The sequence below is a fragment of the Dehalobacter sp. CP genome, assembly GCF_047652685.1.
Lineage (GTDB): Bacteria > Bacillota > Desulfitobacteriia > Desulfitobacteriales > Syntrophobotulaceae > Dehalobacter.
The window spans coordinates 284,475-304,462 of record NZ_CP157399.1 but is presented as its reverse complement, the minus strand read 5'-3'; the positions used below and the strand labels follow the sequence as shown (position 1 = coordinate 304,462).

21 protein-coding genes are annotated in these 19,988 nt (G+C 46.0%); 3 read left to right on the top strand and 18 right to left on the bottom strand.

Translation table 11 applies throughout. The annotated features are described in order from the left end of the window. Positions 1 to 123: 123 nt before the first annotated feature. From AAH944_RS01480 to AAH944_RS01445, 8 genes are all read right to left on the bottom strand, one after another. A complete protein-coding gene (locus AAH944_RS01480; protein WP_415535907.1) occupies positions 124 to 1,083 on the bottom strand; it encodes a nucleotidyl transferase AbiEii/AbiGii toxin family protein in 960 nt (319 codons plus the stop codon). Next, positions 1,070 to 1,840: a type IV toxin-antitoxin system AbiEi family antitoxin domain-containing protein gene (locus tag AAH944_RS01475; RefSeq protein WP_415535905.1), complete on the bottom strand. Its 771-nt coding sequence runs from the start codon at positions 1,838 to 1,840 to the stop codon at positions 1,070 to 1,072. Before AAH944_RS01475 ends, AAH944_RS01480 begins: the two co-directional genes overlap by 14 nt. Positions 1,841 to 2,069: 229 nt before the next feature. Next, the gene (locus AAH944_RS01470; protein ID WP_415535903.1) at positions 2,070 to 2,333 is read right to left on the bottom strand and encodes a DUF6809 family protein; all 264 of its coding nucleotides are present in this window, start codon (positions 2,331 to 2,333) and stop codon (positions 2,070 to 2,072) included. Between the two features lie 150 nt (positions 2,334 to 2,483). Then, positions 2,484 to 3,230 (bottom strand): hypothetical protein, encoded by a 747-nt coding sequence (locus tag AAH944_RS01465; RefSeq protein ID WP_415535902.1) that lies wholly within the window; start codon positions 3,228 to 3,230, stop codon positions 2,484 to 2,486. A 42-nt stretch (positions 3,231 to 3,272) separates the two neighbouring features. After that, positions 3,273 to 3,821, bottom strand: a complete 549-nt coding sequence (locus tag AAH944_RS01460; protein WP_415535900.1) for a hypothetical protein — start codon at positions 3,819 to 3,821, stop codon at positions 3,273 to 3,275. 5 nt (positions 3,822 to 3,826) lie between these two features. Further along, positions 3,827 to 4,459 carry a hypothetical protein gene (locus AAH944_RS01455; protein ID WP_415535898.1) on the bottom strand — a complete coding sequence of 211 codons (633 nt, stop codon included), beginning with the start codon at positions 4,457 to 4,459 and terminating at the stop codon, positions 3,827 to 3,829. Positions 4,460 to 4,671: 212 nt separating this feature from the next. After that, positions 4,672 to 5,622, bottom strand: coding sequence for a DUF3991 domain-containing protein (locus AAH944_RS01450; RefSeq protein WP_415535896.1), 951 nt, complete (start codon positions 5,620 to 5,622; stop codon positions 4,672 to 4,674). A 10-nt stretch (positions 5,623 to 5,632) separates the two neighbouring features. Further along, positions 5,633 to 10,921, bottom strand: coding sequence for a DEAD/DEAH box helicase family protein (locus tag AAH944_RS01445; protein WP_415537736.1), 5,289 nt, complete (start codon positions 10,919 to 10,921; stop codon positions 5,633 to 5,635). A gap of 528 nt (positions 10,922 to 11,449) precedes the next feature. Between AAH944_RS01445 and AAH944_RS01440 the strand changes: the two genes are divergently transcribed. Further along, a complete protein-coding gene (locus AAH944_RS01440) occupies positions 11,450 to 11,611 on the top strand; it encodes a hypothetical protein (RefSeq protein ID WP_415535894.1) in 162 nt (53 codons plus the stop codon). A 101-nt stretch (positions 11,612 to 11,712) separates the two neighbouring features. Here the strand turns inward: AAH944_RS01440 and AAH944_RS01435 are convergent, their stop codons facing one another. Beyond that, the gene (locus AAH944_RS01435; RefSeq protein WP_415537734.1) at positions 11,713 to 12,054 is read right to left on the bottom strand and encodes a TnpV protein; all 342 of its coding nucleotides are present in this window, start codon (positions 12,052 to 12,054) and stop codon (positions 11,713 to 11,715) included. 100 nt (positions 12,055 to 12,154) lie between these two features. Here AAH944_RS01435 and AAH944_RS01430 point away from each other — a divergent pair, with 100 nt between their 5' ends. Together AAH944_RS01430 and AAH944_RS01425 are read left to right on the top strand one after the other, a co-directional pair. Further along, positions 12,155 to 12,319: a hypothetical protein gene (locus tag AAH944_RS01430; RefSeq protein WP_415535892.1), complete on the top strand. Its 165-nt coding sequence runs from the start codon at positions 12,155 to 12,157 to the stop codon at positions 12,317 to 12,319. Between the two features lie 234 nt (positions 12,320 to 12,553). Continuing rightward, entirely contained in the window at positions 12,554 to 12,850 is a 297-nt protein-coding gene (locus tag AAH944_RS01425) for a hypothetical protein (protein ID WP_415535890.1), read from the top strand. Between the two features lie 77 nt (positions 12,851 to 12,927). Here the strand turns inward: AAH944_RS01425 and AAH944_RS01420 are convergent, their stop codons facing one another. The 9 genes from AAH944_RS01420 to AAH944_RS01380 form a co-directional block, all read right to left on the bottom strand. Then, positions 12,928 to 13,227 carry a hypothetical protein gene (locus AAH944_RS01420; protein WP_415535888.1) on the bottom strand — a complete coding sequence of 100 codons (300 nt, stop codon included), beginning with the start codon at positions 13,225 to 13,227 and terminating at the stop codon, positions 12,928 to 12,930. Positions 13,228 to 13,239: 12 nt separating this feature from the next. Continuing rightward, entirely contained in the window at positions 13,240 to 13,869 is a 630-nt protein-coding gene (locus AAH944_RS01415; protein ID WP_415535886.1) for a hypothetical protein, read from the bottom strand. A 39-nt stretch (positions 13,870 to 13,908) separates the two neighbouring features. Then, positions 13,909 to 14,091: a hypothetical protein gene (locus AAH944_RS01410; RefSeq protein ID WP_415535884.1), complete on the bottom strand. Its 183-nt coding sequence runs from the start codon at positions 14,089 to 14,091 to the stop codon at positions 13,909 to 13,911. A 170-nt stretch (positions 14,092 to 14,261) separates the two neighbouring features. After that, complete coding sequence (locus AAH944_RS01405; protein WP_415535883.1) at positions 14,262 to 14,435, bottom strand: hypothetical protein; 174 nt, start codon at positions 14,433 to 14,435, stop codon at positions 14,262 to 14,264. Positions 14,436 to 14,522: 87 nt separating this feature from the next. Beyond that, on the bottom strand, positions 14,523 to 15,440 hold the full coding sequence (locus AAH944_RS01400) for a ParB/RepB/Spo0J family partition protein (RefSeq protein WP_415537733.1): 918 nt from the start codon (positions 15,438 to 15,440) through the stop codon (positions 14,523 to 14,525). Continuing rightward, positions 15,418 to 16,239, bottom strand: coding sequence for a ParA family protein (locus tag AAH944_RS01395; protein ID WP_415535881.1), 822 nt, complete (start codon positions 16,237 to 16,239; stop codon positions 15,418 to 15,420). Before AAH944_RS01395 ends, AAH944_RS01400 begins: the two co-directional genes overlap by 23 nt. A gap of 103 nt (positions 16,240 to 16,342) precedes the next feature. Further along, positions 16,343 to 18,226, bottom strand: coding sequence for a DUF3732 domain-containing protein (locus AAH944_RS01390; RefSeq protein ID WP_415535879.1), 1,884 nt, complete (start codon positions 18,224 to 18,226; stop codon positions 16,343 to 16,345). Continuing rightward, positions 18,223 to 18,678 (bottom strand): hypothetical protein, encoded by a 456-nt coding sequence (locus tag AAH944_RS01385; protein ID WP_415535878.1) that lies wholly within the window; start codon positions 18,676 to 18,678, stop codon positions 18,223 to 18,225. Before AAH944_RS01385 ends, AAH944_RS01390 begins: the two co-directional genes overlap by 4 nt. Further along, a complete protein-coding gene (locus AAH944_RS01380) occupies positions 18,668 to 19,906 on the bottom strand; it encodes a hypothetical protein (RefSeq protein WP_415535876.1) in 1,239 nt (412 codons plus the stop codon). Before AAH944_RS01380 ends, AAH944_RS01385 begins: the two co-directional genes overlap by 11 nt. Between the last annotated feature and the right edge of the window lie 82 nt (positions 19,907 to 19,988).

The window sequence follows — 19,988 nt, the reverse complement described above, 5'->3', positions numbered from 1 at the left end:
TCCCCTAACAAGCGAATTTGGGAGACCAAATTCAGTGCTTGCTGAAACATGAGACACTAACTTATGTTGCATATTTGTAGCGATTACTACCTCCCGAAAAGAGAGAGCACGAAGATTGCCTCCTTACCGGAGAATTGATGCGTTTCTCATTTTCCATAAGGCCATGGGATGGTTTTGAATGCGCGCCAAGATCTCTTTGTTCTCAAACAGCAGATCAGGGCGGTATTCTTTTTGGGCAAAGGAATGTAAAAAGGCTTCCTCCCCTTCATCAAGATACAGCAGGGCAGAAAGGAATTCTCTTACCCGTTTTTTAACAGACGGTAAATCAAAATGCTCCGCCCGGCGGATAACAGGCAACAAGTCCGTTTTAATTTTATAATTTGTAAGACTGTCAATACTGTCGAGTTGAAAGTTTGCCGGATTCTTTCCTCCAGCAATCGCGCCGTAAAAAACCGCACACTTTTTCAGCAGCGGCTGTTGGCTCTCATCAAACAATCCGAAATAGACCATATTGTTAAGATCGTACAAGTCCCTCGCCGCGGTTCTTGTAAGCAAAGCAACGATTTTGCTCCCGAATATTTCCAATGCCGCCAAGGAATGCACCGTCATTTCATCAAACAAACCAATTGTATTGACTGTTCTATTTTCAGGCGGCAATACATGCGCACGAAGGGAATAATTGATTTCCACCTTGATATTGTCCTTCATTCCGCCAGTGTTCCGGTAGGAGAACACAAAAGAGTCCAGGCTGTGCGGCGCCTTGGATTTCGGACTTGGCTCATAGCCGTTGGCCAGCATATACTTTATAATGCTGGCTGATATGCGGCTGCGCTCTTCCAGCATTTCTTCCCGTGTACCGTTATGCATGTAATCCAGATCAAGGTCGATCGACATTCTCGGCAGATTAAAAATCGTCAGGTTGATGGCCGTTCCGCCTTTCAGCGCGAGAGCGTCCTTCAGCAAAGGATCGGTATTCAAGTGCTTAAGGATCTCTGCCAGACGGCACACCTTTTCCAAGGTATCACGGGAGAAACCAAGCGCCTGTGCTTGTTTGCCAAGTTTTCGCTTATCATATTCCGGCAAATTCATCTCCTCCTTCAGATAGGACGGATAGCAAATCGCGTGAGGCAAAAAGCTGCCATCGTCTGTTGTACTGTGCATTATCCTTATTCAAACCACGATGGAGATAACGGACACTCTCGGAAAGCCGGGAGGAGCATTGCTCAAAAAAACCGTCGCTGAGCTTCATGTCCTTTTTGAAGTGCTCCAATATATATCCGGCTTTTTGATAGAGAACCTGCTTCCTGTACTTTTCCAAATAGCGCAGGAGTTTGCTCTCATCGGCATAGGGAATCACGGATAAGCTGCGCAGCAGCTCCTCCAAACCGCCTATTTTTTCAAAGTCGTTGATGCCGTCTATGATTGTGCGTTCGAGATCGGTTACGGTTACGCCATCCGCCTTTTTCTCCACGCCTTCGTCTATCCGCGACATCACATAGCGATAGGTTCGTCCGTCAAATTCAAAAGAATTAAATCTTGAAGCGGACGATACATAAACATCATAAAACACCTGGTTGGTATACCCGTAATACGAAAACGCCGAATGATGAGAAACATAAGCGCTGGGAGTGATATGGCCCGCTATGGCAAAATGGCTGACGACGGGCATATTGTCCACCAGGTTGACGGCAACATACAAATTGCGCTTCACGCTTTTGATATATCCTTTTTTTAAATAATTCTGGATAAGATTACTTGCTGTATTGGGATTTCCCAACATCTTGCAGACATCCTCCCAGGTAAAACAGCCTTTGTCCAGCAGTTCCTCATAGTGTTTCATTTGTCTTCACCTCTGATAATTTTAATTATAGTATATTATCACCAAATTTTCAGCTATGCAGAGGTAAAATTAAAATATTTTTTATTTTTTGCATGTTTTCATTGTTATATAAGTGACATTAGTCCAAAAATAAAATAGCTGACCAACATCACTGCTAATCAGGTGAGCAAGTAAAAAAACTATACAATTTGGATTGCTGAATAAGTTTGCGTTTAATTACCAGGCGAAACTATGAAACTAGTGCTTCAATCAAAAGCTTTACAGCATCGCTGAAACCCTTCTGATAGGAAATTTCAGAATGGATAGACCCAATACATCCGGAGACACGTTCAATATTCTCGATTAGATCTTTCTGCTCCTGGCTGATACCCGTTTTAATCAGCTTTTCCCAAGCTTTACCGGCCTCATCCATATATTTATGGTATTCAGCCTTGTTTTGAATCAATTGATTGAGGTCTTCTTCATGATTTTGAATAAGGCTTAAGATGGACATCTTAACACTTTCTCCTCGCCAGTTTAAAAATGATATACCTTTGTAAGTATATCAAGTTAGACGATCTGCCTGAATTCTGCAATTATCCAAATAAGCCAGCTATTATATAAAACATACTAGCATGCATGATGTGTAGGTTTTTTTAAGGCATTAGAGTTCCATCTTTTCAAAATGAGGACGTTTCCACTTCCATTTCCGCCCCCATGATCCCTTCAACATTTCATCTACATAGATTTCAACTGCTGCACTATCCCGGGGTTGAAGCACAAATAAGTAATACCTTACTTGTTGCCTGTTAAATCTTAACAAAAAAAACCGTGCATTAATAAAAGAGGGCTGCTCTTTAACGAAACCAAATCTCTCAAAATAATCCTGCTCGTTTTGTCGATTAGAATGATTATAGACAATTAAACTGTGACCTTGACTATAATAAGATTCAATTTCTAGTGGAAAGGCATACTTTATGCCTTCATTATCAAAGCGGCTCCCTGTATCGTTTAAAAGTATATTATTATCCGGATCTAAGAATAAGAGTGAACATGTAGCTAGATGTTTAAGACTATCCTGAAACCATTTTTCTCGATAGGCCTTATTCGCTTTCAATATTTTTGAGTAAAATAAGGTTTTGGGCGGCAACAAGTTGCTCTCTTCAATCCTTTTAACGGTTCGGGCATTTTGTATATAGACTATTCTGTACAGTTCCTTAAACAATTCACTATCGCATTCAAGATACCCATTATATTTTTCAGCCAAATAATCCGTTAAATTACCGGCACTATCCTCCCCGTCATCAGTCAGGTACCAGTTGACCCCAATCCTTAAACCGCTTTTAGCTACATATCTTAACAAGCCGTATTTGCCGAAATCCCCGATATCTCCTGTAAATCTATTCTGCATAGTTCCACTCTCCCGGTCGGTTTGAATATACATCCAATAATACTAATGCCGCAGATTAGCAAACGGCATCTTTCCATATCTATCCTCAAAATCGCGAATCAGCATTTTTTCAATCTCTACCGGGTTTTCACCCTCATTGCAGATTCTCCAATATATTAATAGATCCCTGGAATACTCCAGCTGCCAGATTAATCGCCCGCCCCAGTGGCCGATATCATACCCGTATCCAAATTTAATATAGGTAGTTATTCTGTCACGCAGGGCTGCCTTGCTTATCTTACCTTTTTTGTCAGTCCCCCCGGCTTTTCCGAGGTATAGAATATGTGTTCCTTCTACCCAGTTCTTTAACACCACGTGTTCAGGTACATTGGGATTTTTCCTTTTGAAGAATCCACCGGTTCCTTCAATTAGAAACCTTTTTTCAGGATAATGAGGAGAGACAACGGCATAAACACCCTCAGTATTTGGTATTGATAAGGTAATATCTTGGTTTCTTTCATAGTCGCCAATACGGATAAACTGCTCAAATTTATTACTTGTAAGAAAACTGCTGTCAACAGAATCCATCGGTTCACCTCGCAGTCCATTCATATTATCTATCGCGCCAAAACCTCGGCAGACAGATACCGGAACCGCCCCCACCGCTTATCAGTAATAAAGCTAAAGTCGTGCCAGTACATATCATACGAACCATTTAAGACTATAGGTTCTTCACGGCCTTTTTTCGTACCGATACCAGTACGCTCATCCCAGTTCAAAACACCACTAATCTTTGCGCCTTCATTAATTCTGAAAGCCGCGTCACATGTGTTGGAAGCATTAGAAGTCTTCCAATAGGTTGGATCATTGGTCAACAATACCGCAAAGCCTTTGCTGAAAGGGCCACCGGAAGAAATCAGCTTCTCGACTCTCATAATGTCCTTCAAAAAGTCATACCGCCTGATATCTTGGGCACCTTGATTTTTCAAAATATATCTTTCTTCATTGACCACGACATTGCACCCCAATGTCATATATTTAAGCTCAATCGGAAACCACAAACCATTATCCTTAACTAAAATATCCACATGCATAGATTCATCTACATCTGCCGGACAATATTCCATTCTAACTTCGGCCTGCGGCATATTTTTTTGAATTTCCCAGGCTAGAGCAAATTGAAAATCCTTCTCTGAAACAAATATTTTTCTACATGTTTTCAGCGACTCAATAAGCACTTTTATATCCATCAGGCGACCCCTTCTTCAGATAGAATAACATTCAAATAAATCCATTAAATAAAGTTTTTTTATCTTCCCGCTTAATGCAGCTTTCAACTTGTTGGCTTATTTGACATTTCTCTATTTTTTTCCATTTTCCTTTAATTCCAAGTAAAGATAAAACCTCGGATAATATCAATTTAGACATTTTTTTGGTAAGTGAATCTTTACGATGCAAGTTGTTAACATCGCTCCAATTCTCGCTGCCTATTTATCACCATTTTTAGATAATCGTTATAATCCTTTCCCCGTTCCGGTGGCTCATCAGAAACCGCGTAATGAGACGGAAGAATTGTCTGAATGGTCTTGGACGCCAGCTGTCCTACCAAATCATTGTCCAAGTGCAAAGAGATTTCGCAGATCCGGGAGAAATCTTTCAAATATTGCATTAAAGCCGCAGGCGGAGTACTTTCTCCGATATCCTGTCTCGGCTTGTAAATACCGGCAAGAGAAAGGCAAAAATCTTGCCGCCAGTCCCTGTTTGCCAATAAATCCAATGTACAATAAGACATTAGATCAATGGCGCTTTCAAACAAATGAAGTTTTCCGCTTCTACCTCTTGCCGGTATGGAAAAGGAATAGTGCTTGTCACTCCCGTTCGCTTCTCCCATAAACCTTCTGCGGGATGTGCCCCGGAGCGACGCGTACCGGGGTACGCCTTGCCGGTCAAACCCCACAAACACCGCATTGTGATAATTGCAGCTTTCATACAGGCTTTTGGTTTCTATACAATAACTGATTACCTCCCTATCAATTCCACGGCCAGCCAGATAAGCAATTACCCGGTCATTGTTTTCGTTTTTCTCCGGCAGGAGCAGCTTTCTCGGCTCGGGGGATACCGGTTGTTTGGAGGAAACAGGCGGCAGGGTTAACACTTGTCCGTCGATTTGCATGACCGCTTCAGGCAGGGTCAGGCCCCGCACTTTAACCAGATAATCCAGCGCGGACCGCCCGCCGATGCCGCGGGACCACCAGCACCATTTGCCATTGCTGATCTTCAGACTGTCATGGCTCCGGGTCGTATAGACATTGCCGGAAAAATGCACCAGCTCCTGCGGCTCGTAAGATTGCAGGTAAGAGAGCAGGTCCATTTGCTTGGCGCGCTCGATCTGCTCCGGTTTCACATAAGGCATGTTGTTCACCTCATCTTTCGTAGCCCACGGCTTTCTTTTCCGAAAGCTCGGGCTCTTCATCCGGCTCGTCGTCCAGCATCTCGTTTTCCCGCTTGTCCATGTTGAGCAGGACATTCAACTCCGCCAGTCGGGCGGACTTTGTCTGCAGCTCTTGTTCTTTCTCAAACGGGATCTCAATCTGCTCTTTGGCCGTCTCCACCTGCTGATGGAGTGTTTTCAGTTGTTCCCGGCTATATTCCAGCTTCTTGGGCATTTCCGCCAAAACATTGTTGATCCTGGTGATGTTGCCGAGGATATCTGCCCCTAGCGTTACGGGATGGCTCAAAGCACCCCGCAGGGCAACCTGGTACTGCTTGCCGAAGGTGTCAAAAGAAATCAGCATCTGGAAGCCCATGTAGCTGCCCAACTCCTGCGGTTCCGGAGAAGTCATCAGCTTGCAGGCTTCCAGAATCGCCGTACCCGCTTTTGCCTTTTCGGTATAGGCAGCGCCTTTAACAGTCATCCCCGCAAACTTGCTCTCCTCTGTGCCGTTTTCGACGGGTTCCAGAGTGCTGTGCCGTTCGTATCGGGCAAGGTCTTTTTCATAGCCCGCAAGCCGTTCCTCAATGGATTTGATTTGCTTCGGGTACTGCTTTAGCAATCTGTCCTCCAGCGCGTAACGTTGGCTTAGATGATTGGCTTTGAGCAATTTCAACTTGGAAACCTGGATGTCCAAATCCATCTTCTCCTTGATAAACGGATTGCCCGTCGCCAGCGCCTTGACTTCGGCGTAGGAAAGGGCCGTCTCGTCAATGTCTTCGGCGCTTCGCACAGGGGACTTGCTGGTCATGATCTGGGAAATAAACCGCTGCTTGTTCTCCAGAATCTGATAGAGATAGGCGTCAAAAGTGTTTTCAGTAACATAGCGGAAGATATGCACCTCGTCGTTTTTATTACCCTGCCGCACAATGCGCCCGGCGCGCTGCTCCAGGTCCCGCGGCCGCCAGGGACAATCCAGATCATGGAGCGCGATCAGCTTGTCCTGGACATTGGTCCCGGCCCCCATTTTAAAGGTGGAACCTAGGAGTATACGCACCTGTCCTTTGCGCACCTTGGCAAACAACTCCTTTTTCCTGGTTTCCGTATCGGCATTGTGGATAAAAGCAATCTCATCGGCGGGGATACCGCCGGCAATTAGCTTTTGGCGAACGTCATCGTACACATTGAAGTTCCCATCGTTCTTTGGTGTGGATAGATCGCAGAATACAAGCTGCGTCAGCTTTTTGTCCTGATGTTCCTGCCAAAAGCGGAAAATATTCTCCACGCAGGCGTTTACTTTGCTTTCTTCATAGTCGGGCAGCATAGGACTCATCAACCGCTGGTCGAGAGCCAGCTTGCGGCCGTCGTTGGTGATTTTCAGCATGTTGTCCTTATTCGGCTCGACCATCCGGTTGCGAACCTGTTCAGCGCGCTCAGCCAACTCGGCAACCATATTCTGCTGGAATTGGCTCGGCTTCACTGCCACATTGCGGAAGTTGGCTTTCGGGACGGGCAGGTTCAGCATGTCCGCTGTCTTGATATCCGCAACCTCCTTGAACATATTCATTAGTTCCGGCAGGTTGTAGAACCGGGCAAACCTCGTTTTAGCCCGATAGCCGGTACCCTCCGGAGCAAGCTCGATGGCGGTCACGGTCTCACCAAAGGTGGAGGCCCAGCAGTCGAAATGCTGGAGTCCGTTCCGGCGCAGGACTTCGTATTGCAGGTAGCGCTGCATGGTGTACATCTCGGTAATCGAGTTGCTGATCGGCGTCCCCGTGGCGAAGATAATGCCGCGTCCCTCCGTCAGCTCGTCCAGGTAGCGGCACTTGGCGAACAAGTCGGAAGATTTCTGCGCCTCAGTTTGGGACAAGCCCGCGACATTGCGCATCTTGGTGTACAGAAACAGGTTCTTGTAAAAATCCGCCTCATCCACAAACAGCCGGTCAACACCCAGTTCCTCGAAGGTAACGACATCATCCTTGCGGCTTGTGTCGTTGAGCTTATCCAGCTTCAGTTTCAGGGCCTTTTTCGTCCTTTCCAGCTGCTTGATCGCATAACGCTCGCCCCTTTCCTCTTTAAGCTCCTGGATGCCGCCAGTGATCTCCATGATCTGTTCCTCCAACTGACGCTTTTGGCGTTCCCGGGAGATGGGAATTTTCTCAAACTGGCTGTGCCCGATAATAACCGCGTCGTAGTCACCCGTGGCGATACGGGCGCAAAACTTTTTGCGGTTCTGGGTTTCAAAATCTTTTTTGGTGGCGACCAGGATATTGGCGGAAGGATAGAGCTGCAAAAACTCTCCCGCCCACTGTTCCGTCAGGTGGTTGGGCACAACGAACAGGCTTTTGTTGCAGAGCCCCAGATGCTTGCTTTCCATGGCTGCCGCCGTCATCTCGTAAGTCTTGCCCGCGCCCACGCAGTGGGCCAGCAGGGTGTTGCCGCCGTACAGGATGTGGGCCACCGCGTCCACCTGGTGCTGGCGCAGGCTGATCTCCGGATTCATGCCCGTAAACCGGATATGGCTGCCGTCGTATTCGCGGGGCCGGATGGCGTTAAAACGGTCGTTGTAGATTCGGGTAAGCTGTTCCCGCCGTTCAGGATCTTGCCATATCCAGTTTTGGAACGTCTCTTTGATGGCTTCCTGCTTCTGTTGGGCAATAGCCGTTTCCTTTTTGTTCAGCACCCGCCTCTCCGCGCCGTCTTCGCAAACGGTGTCAAAGATGCGCACGTCCCGAAGGTTCAGGGTTTCCTCAATAATTTTATAGGCATTGATGCGCTTTGTGCCGCAGGTCACGTTGGCCTTGATATTGTCGCTGCGGTCGTCGTTTTTGCCCTTGACATTCCAGTTAGCGGTATAGGACGAATAGAAAACGTCGATATGCCGCCTGTACATCGGTGGAGTTTCCAGAAGTTCAAAGATGAAATCCTTGACCACCTCGGGCGGCAGCCAGGTCGCGCCCAACCGCACATCGATTTCGGAAGCGCTCAGATACTTCGGCTGCACCGCTTCCAGCGCTTTGATATTGGCAGTTAGCTTTTCCCCTTGTTCAAGCGGCAAGATTCTGGCAAGCTCCTGCACCTGTTTAAGTTTTTCGCGAACGTTGCCGGACAGGTATTCGTCAGCCGTTACATAGGGAAAAGAATCCACCTGAAAGAAAGCGCGAGGGACGTTTTCGGGGATCATTTTGCCGAAGTCGCGGAAGATCACGCCCTGAAGATCGTCGGCAAGCCGTTCTTCCGAAAGCCCGGTCAGATTCTGCATAAACGCCATGTCCACACGGGCTTTTTCCGCGATGGAAATCGCCAAGGCTTCGGCGGCGGTATCCACGTGGGTGACAGCCGTGCGCTGCCGGATGGTTCGCTTGGTGAACATATCCGCCTTGCGCTCCAGTTCGCCGTTCTCGTCCAAAATCTCCAGGGAACAAAGAAGACAGTAGGAGCTGTCATCGGAAAAAGCCATGTTGTTGCCGCGGCTGTTTAAAAGCCAGTACTTGGCGACAAAAGTGTCATACAGGATATTGAGCTTGCGCTGCTGCTTAAGGATGCTTTCATCGCCGTAATCTTCTGTCTGGTATTCGATTAAATCCCGCACACAGTCCCGGATGCCGATCATACCCTTGATCCGGCCCGCCGCTGTAACGGAAGTTTCCACCCGGTTCATGCGGCTGTTTTCCCGGTAATAGATTTCCCCGTCCGCCAGGCAGTAACTGAAGTTGCGCACATTGGGATCGGCCGGGATGGAATCGTCCGCCTCGTCTCCTAATTCGTCCAGCTCGTATTCCGTAATTTCAGCGTGTATGTTTTCCAGCGCATTGCGCAGCAGCCCGCCCAGATCGGCGTTCCCATAGGGGATGCAGGCAGTCTCACTCCTGTTGCCGTACATCCGCTCGTCATAAACCATAGTCCCCAGCACCATCATGGGATTGTCGGCAAAGTAGCGGTTGACGGGGATTCCGTCCTCCGTCGTGGAAAGATGCACCCAATCCGGCTCGATGTCGATCACCCGGTCGCGCTTTTGCAGGAATAGAATATCGGCTGTGACTTCCGTACCGGCGTTGGCCAGGAAAGCGTTGCTGGGCAGCCGGACGGCTCCCAATAATTCGGCCCGCTGGGCAATATACTTGCGGACTTCGGGGTTCTGTTTGTCCATTGTGCCCTTGGAGGTGATGAAGGCGATGATGCCGCCGGGCCGCACCTTGTCCAGCGTTTTGGCGAAGAAATAGTCGTGGATGTAAAACTTGTGCTTGTCGTACTTTTTATCAGCCACCCCGTAGCTGCCGAAGGGCACGTTGCCGACAGCCAGGTCGAAAAAGCTGTCGGGCAGGCTGGTTTCTTCAAAGCCCTGTACAGCGATGCTGGCGTTTTGATACAGCTGCTTGGCAATCCTGCCCGTAATGCCGTCCAGCTCCACGCCGTACAGCTTGGAACCCTGCATGCTTTCGGGGACAAGCCCGAAAAAGTTGCCGGTTCCGCAAGCCGGTTCCAAAATGTTGCCTGTTTTAAAGCCCATGTTTTCCAGGCAGACATAGATAGCCTTGATAACGACGGGAGATGTATAGTGGGCGTTTAAGGTGGAAGCCCGGGCGGACGTGTATTCATCCTCGCTGAGCAGCTCCTTCAATTCCGCGTATTCCTTGGCCCACTGGCTGTTCTGCCCGTCAAATACCTGCGGCAGGCCGCCCCAGCCGACGTACTTGGAAAGAGTCTCTTGTTCTTCCGGGGTGGCTAGGCGATTTTGCCCTTCCAGTTGGTTCAAGAGCCGGATAGCGGCTGCGTTCCATCCATATTTGGTCTTCTGTCCGCCCGCGCCCAAATTATTATTGGTAATACGGAAGTTGGCGCGGGGCTGTTTCAGCGTTTCCGGTTGAAGATCTTTGGCGGCCTTTGATGCTTCGCTGTCCTCAATGACAAGCTCCATGCCTCCGGTCATTTCTTTTTCGGTCGGTTGGCTTTCGGTTCCCCGCACCCATTCCGGCGCGTCAGGGTCGTCAGCGTGAAGGGTGACGCTATCCCTTTCTTCCGTCAGAAAATCCTCATACGTTCGCTGAAATACATCCTCGGCCAGCCATTCTTTAAACATCGGCCGGGCAGCATAGGCTTCATAGAAATCCGGATGCTCCTCCCTCATCGAAAGGATAACGTTATCAAGGGCTTCGTCCAACTCCCGCTCGGCGCTGTCAGGGTCTGTATCCCGGTCCCGCAGGTAGGGGTAAATCTCACCGGCTCGTATCCGGTTGACGATTTCCGGCAGATATGCTTGGTAAAGTTCACGGGGAGGCATTTTCCCCGCATTTTCTTGGCCGGTTTCTTCCTGAGGCGTTTGTTCCGGTTCTTCCCCGATAACCAGAAGATGGTCGTTCAACGGGTTTTCCTGCAGCATCCGTTCCAGGTCATCCCGCGCCAGCTCTTTGCTGAACAGCGGGAAGTCGGTATCGCTCAGCAGCACCTTGCGATCTTCTAAGGATATAATTTCGTATTCGTCTGCTCCGAGATAAACCTTATCGCCAAGAGATAAAACGAAATGGGCGTCTTTTCTTGGCAGATTCTCCGTCTTTTCAGAGGGAGATGGTTCCCTGCTCAGGTTCTCCCGGGCGTAAGCCTGCTCTGTGAGCTGCCTGCGGTGCTCCTCCACCAGTTGCTCATAAATTGGACGGTATTCTTTTTCCAGGTATTCTTTTTCCCAGCCTTTCAAATAGCGGCTGGCGGCAATCAGTTCTCCGAGCCGTTTTACAACCTGATTCCAGGACAGTCTTAATTCCGGATTGGTTATTGAACTGCCGATTCTGCTTAAGGAAATCCCTTTAGTGTCATGCCACTGGTTGCCGCTGGTCCCATCCAGGAAAATATGCGTACCGCCGCCGATTCCGTACTCCCGTTTCAGAAAGGCAATGGTTTCTTTCGGGGTATGCTGTTCCTGGTAGTGCAGATAAATGCGGAATTTGCCGTTTTGGGAACCAGTGCCCCGGCATAGGGCATGGTCGATTTCTTCCTGGGGAATAGAAAAAGCGGAGGATTTTTCGTCCTCCGCCTGTTCTATGGCTTCGATTTGCTGCTGAGCCGTCGGGAAAATGGTTAGCTGTATACGATCTCCGCCAGAACTGTTTCCTCCGCTTGATGTCTCAGGTTGTTCATGTATCCCGTCCAGCCCAGCTGGTCGGCCGCCTTGTCCGGGGCGGGACTTCTCTGCAAAAGCTTGGCTGTAATCTGTTCGATCCGATCCTTTGCCGTCCGGTCGGTCTCCGCCAGGTGGCTGTTCAGCTGGCCCGACAGTGTCAGACTGGCGTACAACCCTTTCTTGTTGTTTTTCAGATATGTCTTGCGCAGCATCCCATACTTGCCGATGTGCGCCGCTTCCTCCGGCAGCGTCAGGTCGGGAATCAGGTATTCGCCCTGCGGCGTGTAAGTCAGTTCCATCTTCGCCACCCCTTTCAAATCTCGAGTTTTGCGCCTTACTTTCATTGTGTCCGGCATCCTCATTTTTAGCAAAGGTATGGTTAGGATTTTTCTCTGCCTTATGCTGCTCCTTAACCGTCACCCCGATTTCCCGCAGGAGCATTTCGGAGATATCGCTGGCGGCGGCTCCCAAACAGGAAACGGTGTTCAGGGTATTAAAGTTCAAAACACTTTGGAAGTCCTCAAAACCAAAATGCTTTGCGGCATCACAGCCACAGCGGACTAAGAGCATATAGGCTGCGGAGCTTTTCAGTGCGTCTTTAAAAATGACTTCCACGTTCTGGACGTCCAATTCCTCCAGGAAACTGTTTTCGCGGGATTCCAACAGTTCGGAGAGATAATCCGGGAAATTGTCCTCTACGGCGTTGCGGGCGGCGGAGATTAAGGCGGTTGCCAATTCCCGCTTTTCCTCCAGCTCGCCAAAGGCATTCTCCAATGTTTCCGTTACGGCCTCCCCGTATTGATCCTTCATTTCCCAGAGTATGATAGGGCGATTATAACGGCTGTTGGTATCCGACACGTCAAACACATAGCGCAGGTTGGAGCGGCCCCCGCTGTCGTCGATAAGGGCGATGCCCTTGGCGCCCTTGTTCACCCACCGGCCCAGTTTCTCGTTCCATACCTCAATCGGAGCGCAGGCGGTCGCATCGGGACGCTGGGCGTAAATCAGCAACTGGTCCTGGAAGGGGTACTTGTAGTTCCAAGCCGCCGTTTGCAGGAAGTCTGTCCAGTTAAGCGGAGTTTTGACGACATTTAGAGCTGTCCTCTCTGCAAGTTCCGTAATCAGCCGCAATTTTGCTGCCACGTTTATCCCTCCTTGCTCCTTACTCGTGCTTATCTTTCCGGCTCCCGTTTTTTCTTCTTGGTCTGCCCCACCAGACTTTCATCGGGACCCTTTTCCTTTTGCAGGCTTCTCTCATGATGGACCTCATCCAGCGCGCGCTTGCAAAGATCTTCAAGGGCGGTCAGACGGTAGCTGCAATAATGCCCCCAATGATAATCCTTTTCTCCCTTTTTGCATCTCCAGGTTACAAACTTGGCGGGAGCATTTTCGTTCTGCCCGATGACAAATTCCAAATTCCCCACACTCAGCCGGTCGGTGATGGCATAGCCTGCGTTGGTTTCTCTCTCCATCCAAGATACCTCCTACCGCGCCTGTTCCTGTTTTCTGTGTTTAACTTGTCTTTCAGCTTCAATCTGCCACAGCCGTTCCTTGACCCAATCGGGCATGCATTCCGGTTTGATGACGCCTAAAATGTCCGAACGGTTCCAGCGGGATTCCTTGCCGGAATAGAGATTGACAACGTACACCGCCCGTCCTCTGGCTTTGCCCTGGGCGCCGAAGCCGCCCGTGACCAGTATCAGCTGCTTGTCGGCGGTGCGGTATTCCGGGCGCAAAGACTCTTGGCGAAGAACCGCCACTTTGTCCTCTATGCTCTCCCCGGCATCATCCGGAACACAGTGTTTCAGCGTTAAAGGCTCCAAGGGAACGGTTATCTTAGCCCGTTCCGCTTTAACCGCTTCAATCTGGGCCGTTGCACGGGAGATAAATTCAGCCATCATCTCCAGATAGTCCGCGCTTACGACTCCCTCGGAATATTGCTCTACGCCAAAAGGATTGTCCCAGGAACAATTGCACACCATATACGGGCTGCCGGGACTTTTTCCATCCTCCAGAAAAAGGATTTCCTTGTCTCCGAGGCAGACGGCATGTTTTACTTCATAGGTGTCCACCATCCGTTTTTCATTGCCCACGTTCTTCACGCTCCAATCCATTAAATAGAAAAGCTCCCTGCATTCTTACAGAGAGCCGTTTTACTGTCCGAAAAAAGAAAGCGGCTGTTTTCTCCGTTCTTTTCCGGCGTTATCCACTTCCTTCACACCGTTATCCACAATATTCACATTTCTATCTTTATTCTGTAACTCTTTGTTTCCGTAATTAGCCTGCCGGATCAGGGTCCGGAAAGTCTTTGGTTTCTTCTGCGCAGCCTGTTTCACAACATTCTCCTCCGTTAGTATTTTGGATCTCCTTCTTTAAGGCTGAGTATTTCTTTTTCGGCTGGTAATTTAAGGGGGTGAGGTGTGGAGAGGGGGGGCAAAACAGCAGGGCTTCACGCCGCCTCCTAAAAAAGGAAAGACTACCCCCTTGGTTTAAGAATTTTTGTTTGCTAGTCTCTGAATAAAGCATGCCGCTCTTTGCCGCTTTTATCTGAACGCTTGTCACATTTCGGGCAAAGCCTGCAATCCTTCTGCTCCGGCTTTTTAAAGGGCTTGCGGTCATATCCCGGCTTTTCCTGCATGATGCGCTCATATTCACGCAATTGCCCTTCCGTAAAGTACATGGAACCATCTCCTCTCACAAAAGGACATAAAAAAACGCTCTTGCTTATGGAAGAACGAAAATACCATTTGGCTGCTCATATTCTGTTTCAGCGCTCTTGCTCCCGCTGGCGTTTTTTATACCAGCTTTCAAGCAGCTGGATGATCAAGTCCTCCTTTTGTTTATCTGAAAAGTTTTTTGGGAAAAAGCGGTCGATACGCTCTTTTTGGATATTGAACTTTTCCTTTTGGTTCGGTTTTTCCTCGGTAAGAATAGTATAAATGACATCAGCGCTCAGTCTGCCCTCCTGACTAAGTTTTTTCAGACGTTGAGCCTGGGATAAGGATGGCGTGTTTTCCTCCTGCTTCATTGTCTCCAATAGTTCCGTTTGTTCTTTTTCGGTCAAGTAGGAGATTTCCACAGCGGGATTAAAGGCAATTTGTTTTTCGTCTACCATTTCTAGAATGGGTGGGATGAGTTCGGTTAGACGGATATAACGTTGAATTTGATTTCTACTTTCACCAACTTGCTCGCCAAGAATCTCTACGGAATACTTACCCTTTAAATCCTGCCCAACTTGGGTAGAATTTTCTTTGCTAGGTCTACCCGCTTGCCGTTTCATAGCGTCCAGCTTCATTTTGTATGCTAGCGCTTTCTCGCTTGGCAGAATGCTTTCCCGCTGTAGATTGCTATCCACCATGGCGACAATTGCCTCATCGTCGCTTAACTCGCGGACAATGCAGGGCATTGTCTCATTCCCCGCCAGTTCACTTGCTTTTTTGCGCCGGTGCCCGGCAACCATTTCATAACCGCCGTCCGCTTTGGACCGAACAAGAGCTGGAACCAGGATGCCGTACTGTTTAACACTTTCCGCCATTTCCAGCATGGCTTCATCCGCCTTAACTTTAAAAGGATGGTTGGGAAAATCGCTGATTTCCGATAAAGGAATATCTAAAACCTTCTCGCGCTGTTTGTCCTCGCGGCTGGCATCGGTTTCAAATAATTCATCTACCGAGGTCAACCTCATGTTTTTGACGTTGCTTTTGGCCAATTTCCAACACCTCCTTTGTGAAGGCCTGATAGGCCTTGGCGGCTATCCCGTGCGGATCGTGGGCAAAGATGCTTTTTCCCTCGGCACTTGTTTCAGCTGCCCGTATGGATAACGGGATTTCCGTTTGGAATACACAGAGTTTATCCCCGTAGTCCCGCCGTAGGACAAAGGAAATGTCCTTGGCAAAGGTGGTGCGGTTATCAACCATTGTGAGCAAAATGCCGTCTATCGTCAGCTTTGGATTGATTTGTCTTCTTACCCTGGCTATGGTCTGCATCAGCTGGGTCATTCCTTTAGCCGGAAGGTAGTGGGCTTGGACAGGGATGATCACGCTGTCGGCGGCGGCCAGAGCGTTGATGGTCATCATGCCGAGAGAGGGCATGCAATCAATAAGAACGTAATCGTACTTCTGCTTAACGGAATTGATATAGCTGCGCAGAACCATTTCCCTGCTCATGGCGTTTACCAGTGACACCTCGATAGCGGACAGTTCAATGTTTCCCGGTATAAGGTCAACACCTTCCGGTTGGTGCAATATGCCTTCGTCAGAATCAAACCTCTCCTCTGTCATGACTTTTGTAAGGATTGTTGCCAAGGTTATGGGTAAATTGTCCGGCTGATGAAAGCCCAAGGAATCCGTGAGGTTACCTTGGGCGTCTGCGTCTACCAGCAACACTTTTTTACCTTGGACTGCAAGACCGATTCCAAGGTTCACTGCTGTTGTCGTTTTCCCCACACCCCCTTTTTGATTGGCTAGAGCAATTACTTTGGACATATTTTCTCCCCCTTAATACGAAAAAGCCGCCTGCTTTTGTTCGCACAAAATTAAGCAAACGGCTTTTTCCTTATAAATAAAAAAAATTACATTAAATTATGGATTATTTAGTTTCCTGCTTAACGAAGGGAATAAGGGCGTTATCAATACCATCAAAGATCTCAACCAAATGTATGTGTTCGCAATCAACCCAGGCATTTTCCGAAACATGCTCTAACATTATTACCTGGAAATGTTTTTTTTGCTTTAAAATAAGTGTGTAAAAATCGTTCCATAGCTTAAAGATGTTCTTTACCTTAGCCCAGTCACTTTTATTTGAAAGTTTATCTTCACTTTCTTTGTAGTCATATTCAGAATTGTTGAAGTAAGGAATGCTAGGTTGATCTATAATAATAAAGCTAGGAATATATAGAGAATTTTCTGATAGTAACATATGGTGCATTCCTGCAAATAAACAAAGATGCAAATATAAATGATCTGAGCTACTGGATATTTTAGCGGTAATGGCAGATTTACTTTTCTTTAACGTTAAACGTTGATTCTTATAATCAAACCACGCTGAGAATTCACCATACTCATCTAAAGCAACTTTAGCGCTTGAAATATAAGTTTGGATGTATTCGTTTAATGTATCAATAATTAAAGTACGTCTATCCTCTGTCCCTGAATACATAACTTCTAATAGTTCTAATTCCTTTGATTTTTCACCAATTGATTTATCAATTTGTGAAAGGTCAAGTGGTGAAAGGTCAAGTTGCTTATATTCAGCTTTTATCTCACCAAGCGATACAAGCTTTTGTGCCGTTGGGATTAGCACGTAATCAACGTGAGCCGTTCTTGACAGCTGATCATCAAAAGCAGCTAATCTGGCGGTCAATTCTCTAATTCGGCGCTCAATGTCCAACTCAAAGGGACGTTTTTCATGGATCGCTTTCCTTACATTTGAAAGCTCTTTAGCTAATATATTTAAGAATTGACGATATTCTCCTTGAACATTTGCTGAAAAATTTTCTTGTAGATAAGTAATAGGGCGCAGTGCATCCTCATCATCTCTCAAGCTGTCTTTATATTTATTATAGCTTCTCTTGAATCTTCTCAACTTAGTCAACTGTAATGCTATTTTGGATCGTTCATTTTCTAATTTTTCATACTCCTGTTCTGTCGAAAAATTAGAAGAAAAACGTGAAGCTCCGTCAGCAATAAGCTGTTCGAGATGTCCTACTGCCTTTTCAAATGGCAACGCTTCATCCAAAAGTCCATTTTCTTTTGCCTGCTTTATTAACAACTGAAGTTTTTCATTAGTATGTTCCGCCTTTTTACCTAGCTTTTTCTTGTCTGCCTCCAGCACGGATATTTCCTGTTGCAATTCATTTATTTTCTTTTGTGTCGCTATGCTGTCAATATCAATAACACCAAAAGCTAAATCAAAAATTTGAGGCCAGACATCTCGATAACGCTCAAGCGTCATTTTGTCAAAAAACATCTTTCCATTAGCAATGATATCTTTAGACAAAGTATTAAATATTTGAAAGTATCGAAATGATAATCGCGTATTTTTTCTTACACTTCGTCCGCCATACGCAATAGTTACATTGTCATCGATAGAAAATTCCTGTTCCAGGACGGATTTTATTTGATCTTCTTCCAACTTCGCATAAGGAATTTCTGGGATTTCACCCATTTGCGAAAAATAATAATCTGGTGAGAATTTACCGTTTTCTGAAATTGCGCCACGGGCAATTGTATAAACCTTATCATTGATTGTAAAGCGTAATCCATACCAAGCAACATTTTCTCCAATATGCTCATGTGAAATAACAACTGTCTCGTTACTACCACAAAAACAATAGTCGACAATTTCTAATACTGCAGTTTTTCCAGTTTTGCTATTTCCAGTAATAACATTAACTTTATCGTTCACGAATTGCAAAGTTCTTAGATTCCCATCTTTTAACCACAAAAGCAATTTATCAATATAAAAATTCATATCTCAACCCGCAAGCTTAAGTACAATTCACTTGCGTCTCCTTTCATAAGAATATCCGCCAATCTTTTTGCTGCAGCAATCCTGTCCTTTGCTTTTCCCCCCAGAGTAGGATTGCTAAAATTGAATTTTTCGCCTGTAAATTGCACTTTTCCGTCGTTGATTTTTATAAGACCCAACTTTTCAAAGAGAATTATTGAGTTTACAGACAAAAGCAATTTATCTTGATATCTGCTACTAAAATTTGCAAAAACTATACTCTCTTTAATAATCAAATTTTCGATACTTTTTATATTAGAATTGGTCCGTTTGAGGACTTGTAATACCCTTGTATAACTCAATAGGGGTTCAATTAACAGGCATTTAGAAATTTCCATAGTGTAGGCATATTTCAAAACTGCCAATATTGAAATGCCTGAAATTAGTTCATTGTTTTTGAGGCTGTTATTTTCCATCAACATGATACCTATCTTTCCAAGCGAATTTCCATCCAATCTTTTCTTCTTTAGCCAATTTTATAAACTCGCCATTTGATAGCGGAATACCTAAATCTGTAGAAAATAGAGACAGTTTCTGCTCCATAATTCGATCAAAACAAATTAAGGCATTATCAAAGTCTTTTGTATAGTCTTTTTTTGTTGATCTATGTGAAGACGTATGAATATTTTTCCATTGCTCTGCAGCATCTGCATTAAATCGCTGCATTGTCGAATATGTAATTTTTCCATCTTGATACCAGTCCTCTAGCTGCATTTGAATACATAAATAGTGTTCAGTCAACCGTGCTATCTCGATTAAGCCATTATCATGCATATCTATGGCACCAATTTCAATTAGTTCTTTAACAAAATTTTGTTGCTCAAGGTGATCCGGTAATAATGGGTTATATGTACGTAACGGAAGGCAAGTTGTCCTGTATTTGTTGAATGCACTTTGGTATTTATTGATCCATTCAAAGTAAGTAATAACTTGATGGGTTCCGTTTTGAACTTTATTAAAAAAATCCTCTTTTAATTGAAGGAATACCTCTCCAAGAACATCATCTACATATTCTGTGGCAATCATTTTATCTCGGATGCCTTCACGGATCTGTTCGAACAATATATTCGGAGTATTCAAGAATTCAGTATGACACATAAAAGGGGAGATTACAGAGGATCCCAATTTGATAATGTCTTTTATGTATTGCTTAATTGTTTTATCTTGTGTTTGAGCTGACAGCTTACGTAGGTAAACGACGAATTGACTATCGGTAATTTCTTTCTTCTTTAATTTTTGAATATGTTCAAGAACTTCGTTTTTTCCTATTTGCCTATTTACAGCAAACACAAAGTTGGACTTATCAATGAAAACCTTTTGATCACTTTTCTCTCTTCTGCCCTCAGTTTCATCCGAGATGAGCTTACTCCAGTTAGATAATGTTTTCCACAAATCTTCGGAAAACCTAGCTAAATTGGCCTGCTCGCCTTTGCTATTTAATTCAGTCGTATGTTTAAGTTGAAAAAAGTAAGTCTTTTGATCATGGTGAGAGATAATATGAATATCATCTAGAGCTTCATACCCAACCTCTTCGCCTATGGAAAGGTGAAGCAGCTTAACTATAAAAAAGAGATATTGGTAGTCAAACCCCAATTGATTCACATCTGCTGCTGTAATTTCGGTACGCTTTCTAGACTCCACCATTAATAATTACCCCTCTTAATACCAGCCTAATCAGAATATGGGTATAGAAAATTCAATATCGAATTTCACTCAAATAAAGAGT